Source organism: Ralstonia mannitolilytica, assembly GCF_905397375.1.
In the GTDB taxonomy this organism is placed as follows: domain Bacteria; phylum Pseudomonadota; class Gammaproteobacteria; order Burkholderiales; family Burkholderiaceae; genus Ralstonia; species Ralstonia mannitolilytica.
The window spans coordinates 80,307-103,177 of sequence record NZ_CAJPVG010000003.1 but is presented as its reverse complement, the minus strand read 5'-3'; the positions used below and the strand labels follow the sequence as shown (position 1 = coordinate 103,177).

Here is a 22,871-nt window from a genome sequence, read left to right as displayed (position 1 = left end):
GCTGCATGCCCTCCATTCGCGCCCCTGCCGGTCACACGTCGGCAATGGGCAGCGTGCCCATGATGCGGCGGTACCACGCATGGAAATGCCGCATGCCATCTTCCAGTGGCGACTGGTACGGGCCGGTTTCCGACACGCCGCGCGCCATCAATGCGCGGCGGCCGGCATCCATGCGCTCGCCGATCTCGTCGTCTTCGACGCACGTTTCCATGTAGGCCGCGCGCTGCGCTTCGACAAACTCGCGCTCGAACGCGGCGATCTCTTCCGGGTAGTAGAACTCGACCACGTTGACGGTGTCCTGCGGGCCCTTCGGATACAACGTCGAGAGCACCAGCACATGCGGATACAGTTCGATCATGTGGGTCGGGAAGTACGTCACCCAGATGGCACCGAAATCGGGCGATGTGCCGCAACGGTAATCGAGCAGCCGGTCATGCCATGCGCTGTACACGTCCGATCCGGGCTGGCTCAGCGCCTGGTGGATGCCCACGCGCTGCATGCTGTACCAGTCGGCAAACTCCCACTCCAGGTTGTCGCACGTGACGAAGTGGCCCAGTCCCGGGTGAAACGGCGCGACGTGGTAGTCCTCCAGATAAACCTCGATGAAGGTCTTCCAGTTGTAGTTGCACTGGTGCACCTCGACGTGGTCGAGGACGTAGTCGGCGAAGTTGAACTCCGGGCGCGCGAACAACGGCGCCATGTCGCGTGCCGGATCACGCGGGCCTTCGAACAGCAGCCCATGGCAGTTGCGCAGCGTGAAGCGCTGCAGGTTCTTGCACGGCGTGCTGCCGAACTGCGGGGCTCCGATCAGCTCACCGCGATCGGTGTAGGTCCAGCGGTGCAGCGGGCAAACGATGTTGCCGCCCGCCGCGCGAAGATTGCCGGTGACATTGGCAGGGCCGGCGACGTTGCCGGCCTCGCCGCCGAGGATGAGCGCCTGCCGGTGGCGGCAGACGTTCGACATCAGCTCGACGCCGCCGGCATTGCGCACCAGCACGCGTCCGCCGCCCTCATGGGCAAGACGGCGCCAGTCGCCCGGTTCCGGCACGGCTTTCTCGTTGCCGACATAGCAGGCGGATTGCTTGAAGATGGTGTCGAGTTCGAGCGCGAACAGATCGTCGTCAAAGTAGGCGGCGACAGGCAACTGGGTATGCGCTGGCATCACGTGGGCCAGGCGTCCGATATCGGTCATCGGGGCTCCAACATGGTTGGCAGTTGAACGAGACGCGCGCTACGGCACCTCGGCCAGCAGGCGGGCGATGCGCGCGTCGATGGAGAGTTTTGGGCAGGTGCTGCACTTCTCGCCGTCGCGACGGCGGAAGTGGTGGCAGCAGACCTTGCGATCAAGCGCCAGCGCCGGCGTGCCATCGCGGGCGCGGTAGGCGAAGAAGCCGCAGCCGCCTTCGATGCCCAGCCTGCTGAGCCATGCCTGCCCGGCGTCAACGACCGCGGCGTCCGACATGGCCACATGCGGGCGGACGGCCATGAGCGCGCCGAGCACGCATTCCGCCTGCAGCCGATCGGCGGCGCGATCGTGCAGGGCAATCATGGGCTGGAGTGCACGGCGCATCGCTGCGCAGAACTGGCGGAGCTCTTCCGCCGCCGCATCCATCCGCCGGGCAAACGTGCCATCGAGCGGCACATGCGTCGGCAGATGCATGCCGCTCGGGAAGCCGCTCTTCACGGGTTGCGCGAGACCCGCGAGGCGCGGCACCGGCGCATCGAGATGGACGGCGATCACGCAGGCATAAATCGGCTGCCAGATCGCCAACCCCCAGCACCGCAGCGCAAGGTAATGCTTGCCCGCCTCCGGATGCGCACGCGCCCAGTGGTCGCACAGGCCCTGCAATGCGCTGGTTTCACCAAGCCGCGCACCGGCCGGCACCGCGCCGCCCTGCTCGCCACGCAGGCTCGGCACCACGCGGCGCACGGTTTCGAAGGTGCGAGCGAGGCCGGGATCGGGCATCGGCGACGCAAACCACGCGCGCGCGACCACGTCGCCGAAGCCGACCAGTTCCTGGGCAAACGCCGGCATGACGCTTGTCACGCAGCCGCTTCCACCGCCTCGACCGGCGCAGCCTGGGGCGCTGCGCGACGGAACTTGGCGATCGGGTTGACCAGGTTGCCGGCCATCTTCAGGCTCGATGCCGGATCGGCCAGGTTCACCATCTGGACATTGTTGCCGAGCTGCAGACGATTCAGGCACGAGTGCAGGAACTCGGGCACGAACATGTCGTAGTGCGCGTACTTGGCAGCGCGCTCCGGATGGGCGTCCTGGTAGTCGTACACGCAGTCGGCCACCGCGCCCCAGAACTGGTCTTCCGTGCAGCAGTGGTTTTCCACCAGCACGTGGTTGATGTGGCGCAGCACACCGTCGAACACGTCGATGAAGATGCCGAGCAGCTTGAAGTTGTCGGGCACCTCCACGGCCAGGCGCTGCACGCGCTCGGGCAGCCACTCGCGCGCCTTGATGTCGAGGATGGCTGACTCCTCCGCAATGTCTTTCATGATGGCGCGCACAGGCACGTAGTCGTCCATGACGAGGATGAGGTTTTCGCCGTGCGGCATGAAGCTCAGCTCATACGCGTAGAAGCAATGCAGCAGCGGAGTCAGATAGGCCTGCAGGTAGCGGCGCACCCAGGTGATGGCCGGCAGGCCCGACCGGCGGATCAGCTCGGGCATCAGCGCAACGCCATCCTTGTCGACGTGCAGCAGCGCGGCCATCGTCATCAGGCGCTCACCCGGCCCGAGCAACGGCAGCGGGTTCTCGCGCCACAGCGCGGAGAACATCTTCTTGTACGGCGTATCCACCGGAATGGCGGCCTCGTAATAGAAGTTGCGAAAACCGATCGCGGCAACTTCCTGCAGGATGGTGAAACCGTTCTCGCGCAGGAAGGCGTCATCGGCCACCAGCCCCTTGATGAACTCGTTGATGGCCGGGGTGCCCGACATGTAGTACGGCGACAGCCCGCGCATGAAGCCCATGTTCAGGATCGACAGCGACGTCTTGACATAGCGCTTGGTGCGATCGCTCGTATTGAAGAACGTACGAATGGACTGCTGCGCGATGTAGTGGTCGGCGCTGTAATCGAGGCAGATGATCTTGCGCTGCGCCACGTAGCCGGCAAACGCGATGGAGAGCTTGTTGAACCACTGCCACGGGTGCGCGGGCATGAAGTGATAGTCGGCCGGGTCGACGCCCTTGGCGGCCACCTGGCGCGTGAAGTCATCCACCGTCGCCTGGCCGAGTTCTTCGGCCAGCAGCTGCGCATAGCTCAGCGTGGAAAGCGTCGACGGCGTGGCGTGGTCCTTGTGCACGGCCAGCCAGATGACGCGGATGTCGGAGCCGGCTTCCGGCGCGTAGGCCTGATAGTCGACCGCATTGAAGCCCAGCCGCCCGTTGTTGGCGACAAAGCCGGGGTGCCCTTCCATCATGGCCACCTCGATGGTCTGGAAGTCGGTGGCCTCGGCCAGTTGCGCGCTGCTCGGGGCATCGGCCTTCATCCGCTTGTAGGCGCTGCCGAAGAGCGTGCTGCTGATCTCGTCGAGGTAGATCGGCAGCAGATCGTCGCGAATGCCGAGGCGCTGCCGGCATTCGATGATGAACTGCAGCGCGTCGAGCGGCTGCTCAACTCCGTCCGCCAGACGCCGGATCGACTCGGGCTTGATGGACCAGTGCCGCAGCGCCAGGCGCTGGGCTTCGAACTGGTGGCACACCTTGCCGTCGTCGGAGAACACCTGGTACAGCGCAAAGCCGTCGGTGGTGTCTCGCAGGTGCTCGGGTTCGAGGATGATCTCGTGCGCGTATTCGGCAATCGCCTTGCGCAGCAACAGGCGGTTGGCCTGCGCCCACACCTCGGGGGTGAGATGGGCCGCAGCCTGCGCCGGGTGTTGCGAGAGATGGTTCTGGAGGGTCACGTTCATGGCAAATCCTTTCTTAAGCGATGGCGGCGGTGGCCTGTTCAAAATCCCGCCGGGTGCAGAAGGCGAGGCTGGCGATCTTTTCGGTAAATGCGACGTTGCGGTCGTAGACGAAACCAGCCGCGCGGTTGATGGCATGGATGCGTTCGTTGTTGGCGTCGGGCTCCACCACGATGCGCGCGGCACCCAGGTGTTCGAACATGAAGCGCATGAGGGCGAAGAACACCGTGCGCGTATAGCCGGCCACCCGAACCTCCGGCGGCCCGACGAAGATGTGCATGCCGAGGTCACCTGGCTGCACGTCGTAGAACGCGCGGATGCGGTCGTGTGCAGGGTCGTAGCACTCGGCCAGGAAGACCGGGCGGCCGCCCTGCCAGACGAGGTAGGCGGTCGCGTGGCCCGAGTCCATCAGATCCTGGTAGATCTGTGCGATCTCAGCCTCGGTCTTGTCGCGCATGAGCCAGAACGATGCGCGCTCGGGCTGGAACCAGCGATGCAGCGTCGGGATGTCTTCCGGAATGCGCAGCAGGCGGAAGGTGTAGCCCTGTGCATCGGTGTACGGCCGATGCGCGGCATCGGCGCGGCGGTGGATGGTGTGTTCAGTTTGCATGGGCTGGCGCCTCCAGGCTGCTGGGCTCCGATGCCCTGCCCGCTTCGGCTGCATGGCTGGCGCTGGGCACGTTCAGAATCAGGCGGTCCAGCAGCGCCGTCAGCACGAAGCCACCGGCGGCCAACAGAAACGGCACGTGCAGTCCGTAGCGATCGACGATCGCCCCCGCCGCAAACGAAGACAGCAGCACGCCCAGGTTCTGGAAGAAGTTGGTGATGCTGTAGTCGTGCGCGTAGCGTTGCGGTGTGGAGAGCCGGAACAGGTTCACCTCGAGCTTCACGATGATCTGGAACAGCGCCCAGCCGTACAGCACGCGGCCAAGCACGATCAGCGCAGGGTGAGGCGCCGCGTGCAGCAGCAGGCCCAACGTGCCAAGCAGGAGGTTGCCCAGTGTGTGGTCGGGCAACTGGCCGCCTCGCGCGCGGATGCGCGCATGCAGACGCAGCGCAACGATGGCGACGACGCCCGGAATGGCAAATGCCATGCCTGAAACCAACTCGCTGTCGACGCCCGACACCCGCTGCCAGTACACCGCGAAAAACGGGCGTATCAGGTATGCGCTGAAGTCGAACACCAGCATCACCAGCGCAAGGCGCAGGATCGGCAGGCGATCCCGCCAGCGCGCGCGGGGTGCTTGCGGATCATCCACCGCCGCGTGCTCGCCCGAATTGACGCGCACGATCTTGCCGCTGCGAATCAGGTACAGGCACACGCCCATCTGGAAGAAATCCCCAGCGGCCATGGCGACGATGCTGGCGCGCGGCCCCCACGCCTGCAGCACGAAGCCGCCCACCACGGCGCCGAAGATGGCACCGAAGTGCACCACCACCGAGAGGATGCCGACCGTGGCAGCGTGCTGGTCCTTGGGCGTGAGCCGCATCATGTACGGATACATCAGCAGGTAGCTGCTCTTGCACATGAACATCAGCATCGACAGCACCCAGTACGTCACCACGTCAGGCGCCAAGTCGCTGAGCAGACTGAACGTGCCCGCCGCGCATTGCGTGTAGACCAGCAGGTGCAACGGCTCCACACGCCGGGCCACGCGCGCCCAGATGGGCAGCGTGCACATCACCGCGATCGAAATGGCGGCCACGTAGGCGCCCACGTGCACCGGGCTTTCCAACCCGTAGCGCGAGGCAAAGAACTGCGGATAGAACGGAATCAGGATCGCATCGCTGATGACGGCAAACGTCGTCATCAGGATGATGTAAAGGCGCAACGTCATGTCGCCACCTCGGCAGTCTCCTCGACAGCGGCTTCAACGGGCGCGGTGGCGGGAGCCTTCGCCGCCAGCGGGATGAACTCCGCCGTGGCAGGAATCGCAAAGTCCTGGATGGCGATGCGCTGCTCGATCTTGTAGTGCTCCACCCCGGTGAGCTCGCGGATGATGCAGGAGTTGCGGTAGCAGCTCATGCCGAGATCCGGGTTGGTCAGGCCGTGCGTGTGCAGCCCGGCGTTCTGGACGTAGACCTCGTTGCCGTTGAAATCGGCGGCGTAGTTGCGCGAGAGCCGGTAGCGGCCTTTCGCGTCCCAGCGCAGACGGTGGCGGATGCCGCTGATGAACGCCGGGATGTTCTGCTCATACCCCGTGGCAAAGACCAGGGCCTCGGTGCGGTGCGCGTAACGGGCGCCGGTGTCGAGCTGCTGGAACTCGGTCTCGTAGCGGCCCGTGGCGGCGTTGTACCGGCAGGCCTGCAGCTCGCAGTTGGTGATCAGGTGCGTGCGCAACGCCCCCGTCTTGCGCCGGTCATCGAGCAGATCGTAGATCTGGTTGATCAGGCTCGCGTTCACGCCCTTGTACAGGCTGTCCTGCTTGCGGATGATGCTTTCCTTGCGGCCATCCGGCAGGTTGAAGAAGTAGTCGATGTAATCCGGCGAGATCATCTCGAGCGTGAGCTTCGTGTTCTCCATCTGGAAGAAGCGCGGCGAGCGCGTGATCCACACGAGGCTGTAGTCGTGCTTGTCGCTCTCCTTGAGCAGGTCGTAATAGACCTCCGCCGCGCTCTGCCCGCTGCCGACGATCGTGATGGAGCGCTTCTCGCGCAGCGTCTCCCGCATGTCCATGTAGTCGGCGGTATGAAGGTAACGGTGCCCGTCGCGCGGCACGCAGGGGGGAAACGACGGTGATGACCCGACGCCGAGCACCAGCTTGCGGGCGCGCAGCACGAACGGCTCGCGGCCCGCGCCGCGGCATCCGCTGACGACATAGCAGCCGTGCGCCGCGTCATACGACAGCGCGCGCACGTCGTGGTGGAAGCGCACGCTGGTGAGCTGCGCGATGACCCACTGGCAGTAGCGGTTGTATTCCGCCCGGCTCAGATAGAAGTTCTCGCGGATGTAATACGAATAGATCTTGCCTTCCTGCTTGCAGTAATTCAGGAAGCTGAACCGGCTTTGCGGGTCTGCCAGGCTGACGAGATCGGCCAGGAATGGATTCTGCAATGTCGCATTATCGATCAGCATGCCAGGATGCCAATTGAATTCCTGCGCACGCTCCAGGAATAAACCATTCAATCCGTCAATAGGCTCGACCAGGCAAGCCAGACTTAAATTGAATGGCCCCAACCCGATTGCAATAAAGTCATAAACATCGGATTTCATCACGCTTGAACCTCCTGATTTTACAAAGGCTGCATTGACAAACGACGGCAGCAACGCCCCGGCCGGATAAACGCGCGCGTTCTCCGTCGGCTGGCGGCATCAGGCCGCGCCTAGGCTGGGTGGATTCAGGTGGGGAATGGATCACGGCCGATGCATGCCGGCCGCTGAATGATCATGGAATATCGCCGAAGCGATATTGGGAATCGACCTGGAATGCCCGGCAACGTCGGAATCGACATTACCGGGCGACAGGACAATCAGAATACTACACGTAAAATATGATGCTTGTATGAAGAAAACCGAATTACCATTGGTACGAAATGGTTGCCATCACGTTGCGCGCATCACCCCAATAACAATAGGTATCGCTCAGGCACGATGCCATGTAATTCTTGTTAAAGAGATTCTTCGCCGACAATTGCAGCTTGGCACCTTTGAGTGACGGATCCCAGCGCGCCAGGTCGATGCGCAGCATCAGATCGACCAGCGTGTACGGCGGCACCTTGAAGCTGTTGGCGTTGTCACCCCAGCTCGTGCCGACATAGCGCAGGCCCATGCCAGCGGTGTAGCCGGGCAAGAAGGTCCAATCGAGCCATGCCGATGCCATATGGCGTGGCACCTGGTACGGCGTGTTGCCCACGAAGCCCTCTGCCGAGTCGATGAACTTCATGTTGGTGAACGTGTAGTTGGCCAGCACCGACACGGTGTCCGTCAGCTGCGTGCGCGCCTCCAGCTCCAGGCCGCGCGTGCGGATCTTGCCGCTCGGCTGGTAGTAGATCTGCCCGACAGGCCGCGTCGCCACGTTTTCCTGATCCAGGTTGAACACCGCTGCCGACAGCATCGTGCTCGACCCCTTCGGCTGATAACGGACACCGGCCTCGAACTGCTTGGCCGTCGCCGGTTGCAGCAGGTTGCCCTGCTGGTCTGCCCGCAGGCTCGGGTTGAAGCCGTCGGCATAGCTGAAGTACGGGGCGATCCCGTTGTCGAACAGGTAGACCACGCCCGCGCGCTTGGTGAACTTCGACCCGCTCCACTCCGAGGGCGTGCCTGCGCCAAACAGATTCGATGCCTTGGCGTGGTCTTCGCGCACGCCCAGCGTGAAGCGCCAGCGATCGATGGCAATCTGGTCCTGCAGGTACAGGCCAGTCTGCTCGAGCCAGCGGTCGATCGGCGTTGCGCTGACACCGGTGAGGCCCGGATTGCCGTACACGGGGTTGAAGGCGTTGATCGGGTCTGCACTGCCGGACTCCCAGAAGCCATCCACATGGCGCTTCTGGTAATCCAGGCCGAACAGCATCGTATGCCTGACCGGGCCGGTCGTGAATTTGCCTTCGAGCTGATTGTCGACGGTATAGGCGTGCGTGGCCTCCTTGGCGCCGGAGTAGTAGCGCGTCAGTTCCTCTGCGCTGGCCCAGCCGTAGCCATAGATCTGGCGCAGGCGCGTGTCGCCGAACACATAACGGAAATTCTGGCGCACCGTCCACTGGTCATTGAACGCGTGCTCGAACTGATAGCCGACCATGCGCTGGGTGCGGCGGAACTTCTCGACCGTCGGGTCGCCATCGAAGAAGTACCGCGAGATGAAGCGGCCGTTGCGCGGGAAGATGCTGCCTTCGGCCGGCACGCCGCTGTGGTAGCCGCCCTCCGGGTCATGCTGCAAGTAGGCCTGCAGCAGCAAGTGCGTGTCGGGCGTGAAGTTGATCGCTAGCGATGGCGCAATGGCAAAGCGCTGCTCGCGCACGTGCTCGAACTGTGTGTCCATGCCGCGCGCAAGACCTGTCACGCGAAAGGCCATCACGCCGTTCTGGTCGACCGGACCGGAGATGTCGAACGCACCTTCCAGGCGATTCCGGTTGCCCACCGTGACTTCCACCTCGTGATACGGCTGAAACAGCGGCTTCTTGCTCGTCAACGCCACCACTCCGCCCGGCGACGCGCGGCCATAGAGAATCGAGCCCGGCCCTTTCAGCACATCGATGCGCTGCAGGAAATACGGGTCGATCTGGAACGAGCTATAGCTGCCCTGGTCGCTCATCAGGCGCAGGCCATCGAGCAAGGTGTTGTCGACGCTGCTGTCATTGAAGCCGCGCAACGCCACGTAGTCGTAACGGTTGGATGCACCCACCAGGGCCGTGAACGCGCCGGACGTGTAGTTGAGTGCCTCCGACAGGCCGCGCGGCTTCTGGTCATCCAGCTGCTGCTGGGTGACCACCGAAATCGACTGGGGCGTCTCGATGATCGGCGTGTCGGTCTTGGTGCCGGCCGCGCTCTGTTTGGCAACGAAGCCCTTGCCGGGGCTTTGTGCCGTCTCGCCGCGGCCGACGGCCGTTGTGGCCGGCAGCGTCGCCGTGACCTCGGCGGCCGTACCCTGCGCCATGACTTGCACGGGCAGCACCGCCCCCAGCAGCGCCACGCATGTCAGCCGCGCGGCGAGCACCACGGGGCGCAGCGCCGTATGGCCAGTCGTTTCAGATGGAAAAACCGTTGTGTTGATGTGCTTTGGCATGATGTGTTGGAAGATGCGTGAGGTTTCCGTGCACATCGACGAGCCACAGCACAAAAGCGGAACTCGATTGTGATTTTTTTTGCTTACGCCATCGCGCAGCGCTCCGCTGCCTGCACCAGGTACTTGCGCACCATGCGCGTCGACTTGCCGAGCGTCTCGGCAATGCAGGCCTGGGACTGCCCCTCGATGTAGCGCAGCCGGATCGCCTCGCGCGCACTCGATGACAGCGTATCGAGCACCGCGCTCGTGCGCTGCAGCACCTGCGCCTGGGCCAGGTGCTGCTCCGGCGAGGGCGCATGACCGGATGCCGCGCAGCGCAGCGTCAGCGCATCGAGGCAAGCGTCCTCCACCTTCCGCCGACGCGCGCGATCGATCATCAGGTGCTTGGCGGTCGTGGTCAGGTAAGCGCGCGGCTCACGCACCCCCTCGAGCGGGCGCGGGCAGTCCAACACGCGCATGAAGGTGTCATGCAGCACATCCGCGGCCTCTTCTGGGCACGCCAGCTTCTTGCTGAGCCACGCGAACAGCCACGCGCTATGGTCGGCGTAAAGCGAATCGATGTCGTGCAGCGGATCGGACTGGACGGCCTGCATGCGCGCTCCGGAAGGTCAACCGGACGCGCGTATGCAGCCCGCATCCGGCGCCCTTACGAATGAGAATCATTCTCATTGTAAGCGGTGCGAAGCCCATTTTGCAACTGGGGTTCCACAACGGGTGGGATGGGCGACGGGCCGTGCTAAGCGATGTCGCCCGATGCGCGCCGCCGCCACGCCAAGAGTGCGACGGCCAGGGCTGCCACCGACAGGCCGATTGCCAGCCCTGTCATCCGGCCGGAGCGACGCGCCCGGTCGGCCTGTTCGCGCGCCTCGATGGCCTGGCGCACGGTTTCCCAGAACGCCTCGCGGTGCTCGTTCTCGTCAAAGATGGACATGGCGCGGCTCCCCGTCTGGTCTGTGCCATGTCATCGTAGGGAAGGTGGCGCGGGTGTGCCACCGCACGTTCCGTGTAGGCGACCGCTCAGGCCGCGACCGGTCTGGCGGCCGGCACGGCCAGGTGTCGAGCAGTATCTGGATTGCCCTGGCCGACGTCCGTCCTAAGGCGCGCGCGGAGGCAGAATCACGGCCCCCGTATCAGTGGGCGGCCGCATGTGCGGCATCATGTTCGTGTTCAGGTGGTACATCACCCACAGCGAACCCGTGAGCGTGATCACCACGAGCACGAGCGTGAACATCAGCGAGAGCATGTTCCAGCCGCCTTCGGACTTCGCGTTCATGTGCAGGAAGTAGATCATGTGCACCACGATCTGCACGGCACCGATCAGGAGGATCGCCACCGCCGTGGTCGACGATCGCTCGAACACGTGGCCCATCACGAGCCAGAACGGAACGGCAGTCAGGAAGACGGACAGCACGAAGCCGGTCAGGTAGCCGCCCAGCGTGGCGTGCGGCCCGATGTCTTCTTCGTGATGGTCATGGCTGTGGCCGTCGCCGTGACCGTTCAGCGTTTGATCTTGCGCGCTCATGGCAGCGTCCCCATCAGGTACACAAAGGTAAAGACGCCGATCCACACGACGTCCAGAAAGTGCCAGAACATCGACAGGCACATCAGCCTGCGCTTGTTGGCTGTGATCAGCCCATGCCGCGAAACCTGGAGCATCAGCACCACCAGCCAGATCAGGCCGAACGTGACGTGCAGCCCGTGCGTGCCAACCAGGGCAAAGAACGACGTGAGGAACGCACTGCGCTGCGGCCCCGCCCCTTCATGGATCAGATGCACGAACTCGTAGAGCTCCACCGCGAGGAACGCCGCACCAAAAAGCCCCGTGATGGCGAGCCAGATCTGCAGGCCCGGAATCCGGTTCTGCTGCATCTGTAGCATCGCAAAGCCGTACGTGATGGACGACAGCAGCAGGAACGACGTGTTCAGCGCCACGAGCGGCAGGTCGAACAGTTCCGCCCCCGTCGGTCCACCTGCGTATTCGCGACCGAGCACGCCATAGGCGGCAAACAGGCACGCAAAGATGAGGCAATCGCTCATCAGGTAGACCCAGAAACCGAGCAGCGTGCCGTTGGGCACATGCGGCTCTTCGGTCAGGTGAAACTGGTAACCGCCCGGTGGTACGTCATCCACCGTGGTGGTGCCCGTGGGGGCCGTCACATGCAGCGAGCTGGTATTAGCCATGGCCTGCCATCAGTTGAGTGCGCGCGGCTTCGGTGCGGAGCACGTCTTCCGCCGGGATGTAATAGTCGCGCTTGTAGTTGAAGGTGTGGACGATCGCCGAGAGGATGGTGGCCGCGAACGAGGCGATGGCCAGCCACCAGATATGCCAGATCAGCGCAAAGCCGCAGAGTGTGGAAAGGCCCGCCAGCACGATGCCTGCGGCCGTGTTCTTCGGCATGTGGATCGGCTTGAAACCCTCCTGCGGACGCTGGTAGCCGTACTGCTTCATCTGCCACCACGCGTCGGTGTCGTGCACGAGCGGCGTGAGCGCGAAGTTGTACTGCGGCGGCGGCGATGACGTCGACCACTCGAGCGTGCGGCCGTTCCAGGGGTCGCCCGTGGTGTCGCGCAACTCTTCGCGGCGCAGGAAGCTCACCACGAGCTGAATCAGGAAGCACGCGATGCCGACGGCGATGAGCGCCGCGCCAAGTGCCGCGAGCTCGAACCAGATCTGCAATGACGCATCGTCGAAATGGCTCATGCGCCGGGTCACGCCCTGCATGCCGAGCCAGTACAGCGGCATGAAGGCCACGTAGAAGCCGACAAACCAGAACCAGAACGACGCCTTGCCCCACGACGACACCAGCCGGTAGCCAAACGCCTTCGGAAACCAGTACGTGATGCCCGCCATGAGCCCGAACAGCACGCCGCCGATGATCACGTTATGGAAGTGCGCAATCAGGAACAGGCTGTTATGCAGCGAGAAGTCTGCCGGCGGCACCGCCAGCAGCACGCCCGTCATGCCCCCGATGACGAAGGTGACCATGAACCCCACCGTCCACAGCATCGGCGTCTCGAAGCGGATCTTGCCGTGGTACATCGTGAAGAGCCAGTTGAAGATCTTCGCGCCGGTCGGGATCGAAATGATCATCGTCGTGATCCCGAAGAACGAGTTGACGCTGGCCCCCGACCCCATCGTGAAGAAGTGGTGCAGCCACACGAGATACGACAGCACGGTGATCACCACCGTCGCGTACACCATCGACGCGTAGCCGAACAGCCGCTTGCGGCAGAACGTGGCCACCACTTCCGAAAAGATGCCGAACGCCGGCAGCACCAGGATGTAGACCTCGGGGTGGCCCCAGATCCAGATCAGATTGACGTACATCATTGCGCTGCCGCCCTGCTCGACCGTAAAGAAATGCGTGCCGAGGTAGCGGTCGGCTGCCAGCAGCGTCACGGCGGCTGTCAGAACGGGGAACGCTGCCACGATGAGCGTGTTGGTGCAGAGGGACGTCCACGTGAAGATCGGCATGCGCATCAGCGTCATGCCCGGCGCGCGCATCTTGACGATGGTCACCAGCAGATTGATGCCCGATAGCACGGTGCCGACGCCCGCGATCTGCAACGCCCAGATGTAGTAATCGACGCCCACGTCGGGGCTGGCGAGGATGCCCGAGAGCGGTGGGTACGCCAGCCAGCCCGTACGTGCGAATTCGCCCACGAACAGCGACATCATCACCAGGATGGCGCCGCCCGTGGTCATCCAGAAGCTGAAGTTGTTCAGGAACGGAAACGCCACGTCGCGCGCACCGATCTGCAGCGGCATGACGAAGTTCATGAGACCCGTCACCAGCGGCATGGCAACGAAGAAGATCATGATCACGCCGTGCGCGGTGAAGATCTGGTCATAGTGATGCGGCGGCAGGTACCCGAGATTGTCGCCAAAGGCCACGGCCTGCTGGATGCGCATCATCACGGCGTCGGCAAAGCCGCGCAGCAGCATCACGATCCCGAGCACGACGTACATGATGCCGATCTTCTTGTGATCGATGCTGGTGAACCACTCGCGCCACAGGTAGCCCCAGACGCGGTAGTACGTCAGCGCCGCGACAAGCGCGAGGCCGCCGAGCGCGACGACCGCGAAGGTCGCCAGCAGGATCGGCTCGTGGTACGGAATGGCCTCCCATGTCAGGCGGCCAAAGATCAGATTGGCGAGTTCGGAACGCTCGGGCATAGGTGTCACCTGGGCCGATCAAATTTGGCGAAAAACGTCGAAAAGGCGCGCGAGACTGCGCGTTACCGCAACAGCCGCCGGCCGTCGTCGTTGATGGCGGTTTCCGCCGCGAGCATGGGCATGACATCGGCCACGTTGCTCGCAGTGCAGATTTCCGTCGACGGGTCGAACCCGGCACGGTTGCGGTTGCGCGCCATGGTGTCTGCCAGGCACGCCTGGCCGTCCACGCAGCGGTTCAGGATGCGGTCGTAGAGGCCCGGCGCCACGCTGGCGTAGCGCTGCACCGGCTCGCTTTCGCTGGGCTTGGCCAGCTTGAGGTAGACGTCTTTCGACAGCGGCGTGCCCGATGACTTGACCTGCGCCACCCATCGGTCGAACTCCTCATTCGACAGGCCGTGGAACTTGAACCGCATGTGCGAGAAACCCTGGCCGCTGTAGTTGGACGAGAACCCGTCGTACACGCCGGGCCGGTTGATGACCGCGTGGAGCTTGGTCTCCATGCCCGGCATCGCATAGACCATGCCTGCCAGCGACGGCACGAAGAACGCGTTCATGACCGACGTGGCCGTGATGCGGAACGCAATCGGGCGATCAACCGGCGCCGCCAGTTCATTGACAGTGGCGATGCCCTGCTCGGGATAGAGGAACAGCCACTTCCAGTCCATCGCCACCACTTCCACGGTGAGCGGCTTGCTCTGGGGCGGCACCGGGCGCTGGGAATCGAGCCGCGTCAGCGGCCGATACGGATCGAGCTGATGGGTGCTGACCCACGTGATGGCGCCCAGCGTGATGATGATGAGCAGCGGCGCGGCCCAGATCGCCAGCTCCAGCACTGTGGAGTGGTCCCAGTCCGGGTTGTAGTGCGCGTCGTCGGCGCTCTCCCGGTATCGCCACGCAAACACGAGCGTGAGAATGATCACCGGAACGATGATCAGCAGCATCAGGCAGGTGGCGATGATGATGAGGTCGCGCTGCCGCAGCGCCATGTCGCCTGCCGGCGACAGCAGCACCGCGTTGCTGCATCCCGCAAGCGCCAGGAGCAAAGCAATTGCGGCACTTCTCAAAAGCGATCTTCCCGTTACCTGGAAGGATTTCACCGCTGCATCGAAGCGTGGCATGGTCTCGGAAGTGGCGTCTGGTTAACGTCGCGCGGGGATGCCCCCAACGATCTTTCGATTTGCCGTTGCAGTTTAGGCGCCTATTCTGGTGATTGCCGGACTTTAATGCCCTGACGACATCCCCCGCCCTCGACGGAGACCCCACGATGGCCAGTCTGACCCATCAGCATCGCGCGTCCCCCACTGCTCCGCCCGCACCAGGCCACCATGAAGTCGCCCCAGCTGAGATCGCCACCGGCGTGGTCATCGGGCGGGCCTCCGAGTACTTCGACTTCTTCGTCTACGGCATCGCCTCGGTGCTCGTCTTCCCGTCGGTCTACTTTCCGTTTGCGAGCGAATTGGCGGGGCTGCTCTTCAGCTTCACGATCTTTTCGTTTGCCTTCATCGGCCGGCCGTTTGGCACCGCCTTGTTCATGCGCATCCAGCGCCGATGGGGCCGCGGCACGAAGCTGACCGCGTCGCTGTTCCTGCTCGGCACGGCCACCGTCGGGATTGCGTTCTTGCCGTCGTACGCGTCGATCGGCAGCGCGGCGATCTACCTGCTGGCCCTCTTCCGCTTCATGCAGGGCATTGCGTTTGGCGGCTCCTGGGACGGCCTGCCGTCGCTGCTCGCACTGAACGCGCCCGAAGACAGGCGCGGCTGGTACGCCATGCTCGGCCAGCTCGGCGCGCCTACCGGCTTCATCGTGGCGGGCGGGTTGTTCCTCTTCCTCCATGCCAGCCTGACGCCGGAAGAATTCATCGACTGGGGCTGGCGGTATCCGTTCTACGTGGCCTTCGCCATCAACGTGGTCGCGCTGTTTGCGCGGCTGCGGCTCGTGGTGACGTACGAATACACGCAACTGCTGGAAGAAGGCGAGCTGGAACCGATCAGCACCCTGCAGATGGTGAATGCGCAGGGGTTCAACATCTTCCTGGGCGCATTTGCCTCGCTGGCCAGCTATGCGCTGTTCCACCTCGTCACGGTGTTTCCGTTGTCATGGATCGCGCTTCACAAGACCCAGGGCGTGTCGAATGTGCTGGCTGTGCAGATCGTCGGCGCGGTCATCGCGCTCATGGGTACGCTGGTGTCGGGCCTGATCGCAGACCGCATCGGCCGGCGCACCACCTTGGCCGCCATGGCCGTGCTGATCGGTCTGTTCAGTCTGGCTGCGCCGTGGCTGCTGGATGGAGGCGCTACCGGCCAGGACATCTTCATCCTGCTCGGCTTTGGCCTGCTGGGGCTCTCGTATGGCCAGGCGGCTGGCGTGGTCACCTCGAACTTCGAACGGCGGTTCCGCTACACCGGCGCCGCCCTCACCACGGACTTCGGCTGGCTCTTCGGGGCGGCCTTTGCGCCGCTGGTGGCGCTGGGCCTCTCGTCATTATTCGGGCTTGCGGCGGTCAGCCTGTACCTGATGTCGGGGGTGATCGGAACACTCGTGGCGCTGCGGATCAACCGCGCGCTCGGAACGCCCGATACCTGAAACCGGCTGCCGTTGAAGGGTGCGGGCGAACGGACCCGCCGTGCTCCGCCGCCTGAGGGGGCGATTCGCACCCATTCAACGGCGCACCGATTGTCAATGGCGTCCTGCCGGCCAGAGCGTGTTCGGGTCTTCGCCAAGCGCGGCCGCAATGGCGAGCCGAACACGCTTCGCCCCTCTGCCCGCTATCGAGGACGAGAGCAGTTGCGGGGTGACGTTGTCCAGCCCGAGCTTGTCCGCCAGCTCGCGCAGGGTGGCCTTGCCGAAACGCTCGTCAAGACGTTGCTTGACGAGAGCGGCGCGGCGCCGAACCTCCGGAGCAGCCGGCACGGGCTCCGCTGTTTGGCATTTTGCCTCACGCTCTTTCGGATTCACTGGGCAATCAGCCGGTGCGGCCGCAGGGTGATCGGCCATGGACCTCCCCAGGTTTTCCAAGGCTTCGGCGATGTTTCGCCCTGTGCTGGAATGCAGCGTGCCCGACGCTACCAGGACGGCAAAGTAGTGACCGTTCTCCTGGTACAGCCTGACTTTATAGAGGAGGTCCATAGGATGCCGCGCGCAGAGTGTCGACAGGCTTATTCACGCATGTCTTTGCCGACCGGATAAGCTGATCGTCGCTGTCGCAGCTCGCCAGCACAGTCGGCGGCGCATGGGCGGCGGAGGTCCCTCCCCGGATCCGCCGCTGGATTGGTGCGCGAAAACTTCCCCATTCTTTGAAACGTCCCGCGAGTTCTTATATTTTTCGCCGATGCCCGCGAGCGCTGAGGCCGGTCTGCGCCGGCTGGCTCGCTCACAGGCTTCCCCCTCGTTTGCATCGCGCCCGCCCCGTCGGAGCGAATGTGCCTTGAATGTCGTGAGTCCGGCGTGATGCTGGCACCGCACATTGTGGGAAACGATAGCAGACGCTATTCTGGCTGGCACCCTGCTAATCAGAGGGTAAGCATTCCCGTGTAGGCGTGGTCCGATGCTGTCTTCCGGTGCTAGACAGGCCGCCGGCGTGGTCGCCATCAAGGCGCAGGCTGCAACCTTGCTCGGCGATGGGCCTCGGTAAGCCAGCCATTCTTCCTTCGCAGTCCAGATCGAAAGCGGCAGAGCATGGAAGTTCTCAAAGAAGTGAGCGCGATCACGTTGGCCGACAGCCTGCCGGATGCCGTTTTCATGGTCGACGAGACCGGGCGAATCCGTTACGCCAATGCCGCGTGGGAGGAAATCCTCGGCTATCGGCCATCCGAACTGGTCGGCCAGTTCATGCTCGAGCTTGTGGCGCCGGACGACCGCGATCGGACACAGCGGGAAGCGGCCCGCGTTCAGGCCGGCGCCAGACGCACCGGATTTGAGAACCGCTACCGGCATCAGCTGGGCAACGATGTCTACTTGTCATGGTCGGCGCGGTGGAATGTCGAGCATCGGCTGCGCATCGGCGTGGCACGCAACATCACGGCACTGAGAACGGCCGGCGCGCACAACCCGCTCGCACAACTGAAGGAGCGGCTGGCGCCCCACGAATGCAGGGTATTGCAGCTGTTGCTGACGGAAGCCGCGGAAAAGCAGATTGCCGAACAACTCGGCCTTGCCATTTCCACGACGCATTCCTACGTCACGAGCATTTATCGGAAGTTCGGTGTGCGCGGCCGCGCTGGGCTTATGAGCCTGTGGCTCAAAGAGACTCGCGATCGCTGATGCGGTGGACAAGGCGTCGCGTGTGAAAGCGCTCGGCGGCAGGAACGCCTTTGAAGCTAAATCGCTGATCTGCAAGAGAATTCTGGTGCGAGGGAGGGGACTCGAACCCCTACACCATTGCTGGCGTCAGGACCTAAACCTGGTGCGTCTACCAATTTCGCCACCCTCGCCGGATGGAACGCGGCGCCCGCTGAGGGCGCCGGTAAGGAAGCCGGCGATTATATCGCAGTCGTCCGAGGGTTTCCAATCCCCCGCCCGCACCGCGCGTGGCCGGGATTGCGCCTTCCCTCGCCGCCGTCAGGCAGTCGGCGCGGCGGCCCGGGCTTCGGGCCGCTTCACGCGGAACCAGGCCGCATACAGCGCGGGCAGGAACAGCAGCGTCAGCACCGTAGCGATGATCAGCCCGCCCATGATGGCCGCCGCCATCGGGCCCCAGAACACGCTGCGCGAGAGCGGAATCATCGCGAGCACCGCCGCAGCCGCCGTGAGGATGATGGGACGGAAGCGCCGCACTGCCGCTTCGACGATGGCGTTCCATGTGGGCACACCGGCGGCCACGTCCTGCTCGATCTGATCCACCAGGATGACCGAGTTGCGGATGATCATCCCGATCAGCGCGGTAATGCCGAGCTGCGCCACGAAGCCCATCGGCGCGCGCAGCAGCAGCAGCGTGGCGGCCGCGCCAATCAGGCCGAGCGGGCCCGTCAGGAACACCATCACAGAGCGCGAGAAGCTGTGGAGCTGGAGCATCAGCAGCAGGAAGATGATGAAGATGCACAGCGGCATCTGCGCGGCGATGGACGCGCCGGCGTTGGCACTCTCCTCTTCCGCGCCGGCGATCTTGATCTGGTAGTCGGGCGGCAGGTCTGCGCGGATCTTGTCGAGCAGCGGGTTGATCTGCGCCGTCACGGTCGGGCCCTGCACGCCATCAACCACATCCGACTGCACGGTGATGCCGTAGTCGCGGTTCTCGCGCCAGATTACCCCCGGCTCCCATGCAAAGCCCACGCGCGCCACCTGTGTAAGCGGCACCGCGCGGCCGCTGGCCGTCGGCACCTGCACGCGCTGCAGCGCATCGAGCGTGTTGCGCTCGTTCGCCTCGGGGCGCATCACGATGTCCAGCAGCTTGTCGCCGTCACGGTACTGCGCGATGGGCGCGCCGGACAGCACCGTCTGCGTGACCTGCGAGATCGACCCCGTGGACACGCCAAGCGCACGGGCCTTGTCCTGGTCGATGTCCAGCCGCAGGACCTTGACGTTCTCGTTCCAGTTGTCGTTCACGCCCACGGTATTGGGGTTCGCCTGCATGATCGCCTTGACCTGGTCGGCAATCTTGCGCACGCCGCCAATGTCCGGGCCCATCACGCGGAACTGCACCGGATACGGCACCGGCGGCCCGTTGGGCAGCAGCTTCACGCGGCCGCGCAGATGCGGGAATTGCGACTTCAGCAAGCCGATGACGCGCTGGCGCACACCCTCGCGCGTCTCGAGCGATGTCGGCATGACGATGGCCTGCGCCACGTTCGTTTGCGGCAGGATCTGGTCGAGCGGCAGGTAGAAGCGCGGCGCGCCGGAGCCGATGAACAGCGTCACGCTGTCGACGTTCTGCTCCTTGCGCATCAGCGCTTCGAAGCGCTTCGCTTCGGTTTCGGTCTGGTTGAAGCTGGAGCCTTCCGGCAGCCAGAGCTCCACCATCAGCTCAGGCCGGCTCGAATCGGGGAAGAACTGCTTCTCCACGTACTTGAAGCCGAACACGCCCAGCCCGAACGCCACCAGCGTGACGACGATCACCGTCTTGCGGTACTCGACGCACCAGTTCACCCAGCCGCGGAATCGGTTGTAGAACGGCGTATCGAACAGTTCGTGATGGCCGCCGTCGCCCACGTGCGATTTCGTGCGCAACAGCAGGAAGCCGAGATACGGCACGAACACGACGGCCGCAAACCATGACAGCACCAGCGCCAGCGCCGTCACGGCGAAGATGCCGAATGTGTATTCGCCCACCGTCGAGCGTGCCAGCCCGACCGGCAGGAAGCCCGTGGCGGTGATCAGCGTGCCCGTGAGCATCGGCATGGCGGTGGACGTGTAGGCAAAGGTGGCGGCCTCCATCTTGGAGAAGCCCTCTTCCAGCTTGCGCACCATCATCTCGACCGCGATGATCGCGTCATCGACCAGCAGGCCCAGCGCGATGATCAGGGCGCCGAGCGAAATCTTGTGCAGGCCGATGTCGAAGATGTTCATGAACAGGAACGTCACCGCCAGCACCAGGGGAATCGTCAGCGCCACGACCAGGCCCGGCCAGATGTCGATGCGCAGCTTCGGCTTGGTGTGCAGGCCGAGCGAAAGAAAGCTAACCGCCAGCACGATCACCACCGCCTCGATCAGTACATGCACGAACTCGCCCACCGAGTTCTGCACCGATTTCGGCTGGTTCTGCACCTGCTCCATCTCGATGCCGACCGGCAGCTTCGCGCGGATCTTCTCGACCGTCGCACGCAAGTCCTTGCCGAGCTGGATGATGTCGCCGCCCTTGGTCATCGAGATGCCCAGACCGATCACCTCCTTGCCGTTGAAGCGCATCTTGGCGTGCGGCGGATCGATGTAGCCGTGCTTCACGGTGGCGATGTCGCCCAGGCGGATGTTGGTCGTGCCGCCGGGGCCGCGCAGGCTCAGGTTTTCCAGGTCGCGGATGTCTGAAAACTGGCCGGAAAGGCGGATCTGCACGTTGTCGGTCGGCGTCACCAGCACGCCGCTGGGGCCGATGTTGTTCTGCTGCCCGATCTGCGTGGCAATGGTGTTGATGTCCAGCCCCATCTGCGCCAGCTTGGCCTGCTGGAACTCGATGTAGATCTTCTCGTCCTGATCGCCGAGCAGCTCCACCTTGGCGACGTTCGGCACGCGCAGCAGCTGCTGGCGGATCGCATCGGCGTAGTCGTTGAGCTGCCGGTAGGTAAAGCCATCGGCCGACAGCGCGTAGATCGAGCCGTACACGTCGCCAAAGTCGTCGTTGAAGTACGGCCCGCGCACACCCTGCGGCAAGGTCGGCGCAATGTCGCCCACCTTCTTGCGCACCGTGTACCAGAGCTGCTGCGTTTCCTTGGCGGGCGACGTGTCGGCCAACTGGAACGTGACTAGCGTCTCGCCGGGCTTGGAGTAGCTGCGGATTTTCCACGCGTATGGCACTTCCTGCAGCGCCTTCTCAATCTTGTCGGTCACCTGGCGCGACATCTGCTCCGCCGTGGCGCCCGGCCAGAAGGCCTGCACCACCATTGCGCGGAACGTGAACGGCGGGTCTTCGTCCTGCCCCAGCTTCGAATACGCAAAGATGCCGCCGAGCAGCAGCGCCACCAACAGGAAGCGCGTGAGCGGCTGATGTTCAAGCGCCCAGCGTGACAGGTTGAAACGGGAATGTTCCATGCGCGCGGTGTGTGCGTGTGTTGGCGAGGGCCGGGGCGTCGATCAACGGCGCGGCGTGATGGCAGACTGCGCCGACGGTTGATCGGCCGGGGCCATCGGCATCACCTTCTGGCCGGCCTTGAGCAGGTGCACGCCGGCGGTGACGATGGTCTGGCCGGGCTGCAGTCCGCGGGTGACCAGCAGCACGTTGTCGCGCGGCGCACCGACCGTCACCGGCACCGGCTTGACCGTCTGCGATGCGGCGTCGTACAGCCACACCACGTTCTTGCCCTGCTCCTGCAGCAGCGCGGTGATCGGCACGCGCACGCCCATGCCGCCGCTGTCGGCACCGCCGCCGGGGCGTACAAACGTGGCAACCGCGGTCATACCGAGTTTCAGTTCGGGTGGCGGATTCGGAATCGAAATCTTCACGGTGTACGTGCGCGTGAGCGGGTCCGCCGCGGGCGCAATCTCGCGCACCTTGGCCGGAATGCTGCGCGACTGGTCGGCCCAAAGCCTGACGCTCACCTCGGGCGACTTGCGCAGCGTGTCGACCTGGTCTTCCGGGATGCCGACCACCACTTCCTTCTCGGCCGTCTGGGCCACGCGCACCACGGGCTGGCCGGCGGACACCACCTGCCCGACTTCCGCGTCCACGCCAGTCACCACGCCATCGGCGTCGGCTTCGAGCGTGGCATACGCGGCCTGGTTGGACTGATTGCGATAACCCGCCGCGGCCTGCTCATAGCGTGCCTGCGCGGCGTCGTAATTGGCTTGATGGCGTTGCTGCTCGGCCGCGCTGATGAAGCCCTTGGCAAACAGTTCGGAGAAACGTTTGAGGTCAGCCGCGGCGAGGTCGCGGTCGGTCTTGGCGGCCGACAGTTGCGCCTGGGCCGACTGCTGCGCGAGCGCCAGATCGGTCGGATCGAGCCGGGCGAGCACCTGGCCTTTCTTGACCGTCGCACCCACATCCACGAGCCGCGCGACGATCTTGCCCGGCACGCGGAAACCGAGGCGCGATTCAATGCGCGGGCGCACGTCGCCGGAAAACTCCGCGGTGCCGGCGCCGTGTTCACTGGTGACGGTCATGGTGCGCACCGGACGCACCTCGGGAGCCTTGGGCTGTTCCTTGCTGCAGCCGGCAAGCAGTGCCGCCGCCGTGAGCAACGCCGCGGTGGCCGCCACGCGGGGGATGCGTCCGCGCGACACCGAAGGCGTGTCGGAGGAACCGGTGAAGTCCGAATGCAGGTACGACGGGTACATCGCAGGCATGACACGCTCTCAGTAAATAACTGACCGGTCAGTAATATACCCACGGCAATGCGCAGGGTCAACGACGCGGCGTTGTCTGATTGACTTTTCTCGCAAGGCTCAGGCGGGCGGCATGCTGCACTGC

18 protein-coding genes and 1 tRNA gene are annotated in these 22,871 nt (G+C 64.2%); 2 read left to right on the top strand and 17 right to left on the bottom strand.

The window, feature by feature from the left end:
• Nucleotides 1–31: 31 nt before the first annotated feature.
• The 13 genes from KHN96_RS08575 to cyoA form a co-directional block, all read right to left on the bottom strand.
• Nucleotides 32–1,192, bottom strand: coding sequence for an aromatic ring-hydroxylating oxygenase subunit alpha (locus KHN96_RS08575; protein WP_062738519.1), 1,161 nt, complete (start codon nucleotides 1,190–1,192; stop codon nucleotides 32–34).
• A gap of 39 nt (nucleotides 1,193–1,231) precedes the next feature.
• Nucleotides 1,232–2,047, bottom strand: a complete 816-nt coding sequence (locus KHN96_RS08570) for a siderophore ferric iron reductase (RefSeq protein WP_147282531.1) — start codon at nucleotides 2,045–2,047, stop codon at nucleotides 1,232–1,234.
• Nucleotides 2,044–3,924 carry an IucA/IucC family protein gene (locus KHN96_RS08565; protein WP_062738517.1) on the bottom strand — a complete coding sequence of 627 codons (1,881 nt, stop codon included), beginning with the start codon at nucleotides 3,922–3,924 and terminating at the stop codon, nucleotides 2,044–2,046. The genes KHN96_RS08570 and KHN96_RS08565 overlap by 4 nt, the downstream gene beginning before the upstream one ends.
• A 13-nt stretch (nucleotides 3,925–3,937) precedes the next feature.
• A complete protein-coding gene (locus tag KHN96_RS08560) occupies nucleotides 3,938–4,531 on the bottom strand; it encodes a GNAT family N-acetyltransferase (RefSeq protein WP_062738516.1) in 594 nt (197 codons plus the stop codon).
• Nucleotides 4,521–5,759: an MFS transporter gene (locus tag KHN96_RS08555; protein WP_062738515.1), complete on the bottom strand. Its 1,239-nt coding sequence runs from the start codon at nucleotides 5,757–5,759 to the stop codon at nucleotides 4,521–4,523. The genes KHN96_RS08560 and KHN96_RS08555 overlap by 11 nt, the downstream gene beginning before the upstream one ends.
• The gene (locus tag KHN96_RS08550) at nucleotides 5,756–7,135 is read right to left on the bottom strand and encodes a lysine N(6)-hydroxylase/L-ornithine N(5)-oxygenase family protein (RefSeq protein WP_062738514.1); all 1,380 of its coding nucleotides are present in this window, start codon (nucleotides 7,133–7,135) and stop codon (nucleotides 5,756–5,758) included. Before KHN96_RS08550 ends, KHN96_RS08555 begins: the two co-directional genes overlap by 4 nt.
• Nucleotides 7,136–7,439: 304 nt before the next feature.
• Entirely contained in the window at nucleotides 7,440–9,641 is a 2,202-nt protein-coding gene (locus KHN96_RS08545; RefSeq protein ID WP_233902575.1) for a TonB-dependent siderophore receptor, read from the bottom strand.
• Between the two features lie 83 nt (nucleotides 9,642–9,724).
• Complete coding sequence (locus KHN96_RS08540) at nucleotides 9,725–10,234, bottom strand: sigma-70 family RNA polymerase sigma factor (RefSeq protein WP_045786908.1); 510 nt, start codon at nucleotides 10,232–10,234, stop codon at nucleotides 9,725–9,727.
• A gap of 143 nt (nucleotides 10,235–10,377) precedes the next feature.
• On the bottom strand, nucleotides 10,378–10,572 hold the full coding sequence (locus KHN96_RS08535; protein WP_045786909.1) for a hypothetical protein: 195 nt from the start codon (nucleotides 10,570–10,572) through the stop codon (nucleotides 10,378–10,380).
• 162 nt (nucleotides 10,573–10,734) lie between these two features.
• Nucleotides 10,735–11,163: a cytochrome o ubiquinol oxidase subunit IV gene (cyoD, locus tag KHN96_RS08530; RefSeq protein ID WP_045786910.1), complete on the bottom strand. Its 429-nt coding sequence runs from the start codon at nucleotides 11,161–11,163 to the stop codon at nucleotides 10,735–10,737.
• Nucleotides 11,160–11,822 carry a cytochrome o ubiquinol oxidase subunit III gene (gene cyoC, locus KHN96_RS08525; RefSeq protein WP_082062895.1) on the bottom strand — a complete coding sequence of 221 codons (663 nt, stop codon included), beginning with the start codon at nucleotides 11,820–11,822 and terminating at the stop codon, nucleotides 11,160–11,162. The genes cyoD and cyoC overlap by 4 nt, the downstream gene beginning before the upstream one ends.
• On the bottom strand, nucleotides 11,815–13,818 hold the full coding sequence (gene cyoB / locus KHN96_RS08520; RefSeq protein ID WP_062738513.1) for a cytochrome o ubiquinol oxidase subunit I: 2,004 nt from the start codon (nucleotides 13,816–13,818) through the stop codon (nucleotides 11,815–11,817). Before cyoB ends, cyoC begins: the two co-directional genes overlap by 8 nt.
• A 62-nt stretch (nucleotides 13,819–13,880) precedes the next feature.
• Entirely contained in the window at nucleotides 13,881–14,936 is a 1,056-nt protein-coding gene (gene cyoA / locus KHN96_RS08515) for a ubiquinol oxidase subunit II (protein ID WP_062738512.1), read from the bottom strand.
• A 146-nt stretch (nucleotides 14,937–15,082) separates the two neighbouring features.
• Here cyoA and KHN96_RS08510 point away from each other — a divergent pair, with 146 nt between their 5' ends.
• Entirely contained in the window at nucleotides 15,083–16,402 is a 1,320-nt protein-coding gene (locus KHN96_RS08510; RefSeq protein WP_045786913.1) for an MFS transporter, read from the top strand.
• A 93-nt stretch (nucleotides 16,403–16,495) separates the two neighbouring features.
• Here KHN96_RS08510 and KHN96_RS08505 read toward each other — a convergent pair whose 3' ends face one another.
• Nucleotides 16,496–16,945: a hypothetical protein gene (locus tag KHN96_RS08505; RefSeq protein ID WP_062738511.1), complete on the bottom strand. Its 450-nt coding sequence runs from the start codon at nucleotides 16,943–16,945 to the stop codon at nucleotides 16,496–16,498.
• Between the two features lie 549 nt (nucleotides 16,946–17,494).
• Here KHN96_RS08505 and KHN96_RS08500 point away from each other — a divergent pair.
• On the top strand, nucleotides 17,495–18,079 hold the full coding sequence (locus tag KHN96_RS08500; RefSeq protein WP_045786915.1) for a PAS domain S-box protein: 585 nt from the start codon (nucleotides 17,495–17,497) through the stop codon (nucleotides 18,077–18,079).
• Between the two features lie 83 nt (nucleotides 18,080–18,162).
• On the opposite strand, the gene KHN96_RS08495 is transcribed toward KHN96_RS08500, so the two are convergent.
• The 3 genes from KHN96_RS08495 to KHN96_RS08485 all read right to left on the bottom strand — a co-directional run bounded on the left by KHN96_RS08495 (nucleotide 18,163) and on the right by KHN96_RS08485 (nucleotide 22,747).
• Nucleotides 18,163–18,249: transfer RNA gene (locus KHN96_RS08495), tRNA-Leu, on the bottom strand.
• Between the two features lie 127 nt (nucleotides 18,250–18,376).
• A complete protein-coding gene (locus KHN96_RS08490) occupies nucleotides 18,377–21,496 on the bottom strand; it encodes an efflux RND transporter permease subunit (protein WP_062738510.1) in 3,120 nt (1,039 codons plus the stop codon).
• A gap of 42 nt (nucleotides 21,497–21,538) precedes the next feature.
• A complete protein-coding gene (locus KHN96_RS08485) occupies nucleotides 21,539–22,747 on the bottom strand; it encodes an efflux RND transporter periplasmic adaptor subunit (protein ID WP_062738509.1) in 1,209 nt (402 codons plus the stop codon).
• Nucleotides 22,748–22,871 lie beyond the last annotated feature (124 nt).

Excerpts from the sequence above, each read along its gene's own strand:
- cyoC (WP_082062895.1), bottom strand. The coding sequence starts at position 11,822 with ATGGCTAATACCAGCTCGCTGCATGTGACGGCCCCCACGGGCACCACC.
- KHN96_RS08510 (WP_045786913.1), top strand. The coding sequence starts at position 15,083 with ATGGCCAGTCTGACCCATCAGCATCGCGCGTCCCCCACTGCTCCGCCC.
- KHN96_RS08555 (WP_062738515.1), bottom strand. The coding sequence starts at position 5,759 with ATGACGTTGCGCCTTTACATCATCCTGATGACGACGTTTGCCGTCATC.
- cyoD (WP_045786910.1), bottom strand. The coding sequence starts at position 11,163 with ATGAGCGCGCAAGATCAAACGCTGAACGGTCACGGCGACGGCCACAGC.
- KHN96_RS08560 (WP_062738516.1), bottom strand. The coding sequence starts at position 4,531 with ATGCAAACTGAACACACCATCCACCGCCGCGCCGATGCCGCGCATCGG.
- KHN96_RS08485 (WP_062738509.1), bottom strand. The coding sequence starts at position 22,747 with ATGCCTGCGATGTACCCGTCGTACCTGCATTCGGACTTCACCGGTTCC.
- cyoB (WP_062738513.1), bottom strand. The coding sequence starts at position 13,818 with ATGCCCGAGCGTTCCGAACTCGCCAATCTGATCTTTGGCCGCCTGACA.
- KHN96_RS08540 (WP_045786908.1), bottom strand. The coding sequence starts at position 10,234 with ATGCAGGCCGTCCAGTCCGATCCGCTGCACGACATCGATTCGCTTTAC.
- KHN96_RS08545 (WP_233902575.1), bottom strand. The coding sequence starts at position 9,641 with ATGCCAAAGCACATCAACACAACGGTTTTTCCATCTGAAACGACTGGC.
- KHN96_RS08575 (WP_062738519.1), bottom strand. The coding sequence starts at position 1,192 with ATGACCGATATCGGACGCCTGGCCCACGTGATGCCAGCGCATACCCAG.
- KHN96_RS08550 (WP_062738514.1), bottom strand. The coding sequence starts at position 7,135 with ATGAAATCCGATGTTTATGACTTTATTGCAATCGGGTTGGGGCCATTC.
- KHN96_RS08535 (WP_045786909.1), bottom strand. The coding sequence starts at position 10,572 with ATGTCCATCTTTGACGAGAACGAGCACCGCGAGGCGTTCTGGGAAACC.
- KHN96_RS08490 (WP_062738510.1), bottom strand. The coding sequence starts at position 21,496 with ATGGAACATTCCCGTTTCAACCTGTCACGCTGGGCGCTTGAACATCAG.
- KHN96_RS08500 (WP_045786915.1), top strand. The coding sequence starts at position 17,495 with ATGGAAGTTCTCAAAGAAGTGAGCGCGATCACGTTGGCCGACAGCCTG.
- KHN96_RS08565 (WP_062738517.1), bottom strand. The coding sequence starts at position 3,924 with ATGAACGTGACCCTCCAGAACCATCTCTCGCAACACCCGGCGCAGGCT.
- KHN96_RS08505 (WP_062738511.1), bottom strand. The coding sequence starts at position 16,945 with ATGGACCTCCTCTATAAAGTCAGGCTGTACCAGGAGAACGGTCACTAC.
- cyoA (WP_062738512.1), bottom strand. The coding sequence starts at position 14,936 with ATGCCACGCTTCGATGCAGCGGTGAAATCCTTCCAGGTAACGGGAAGA.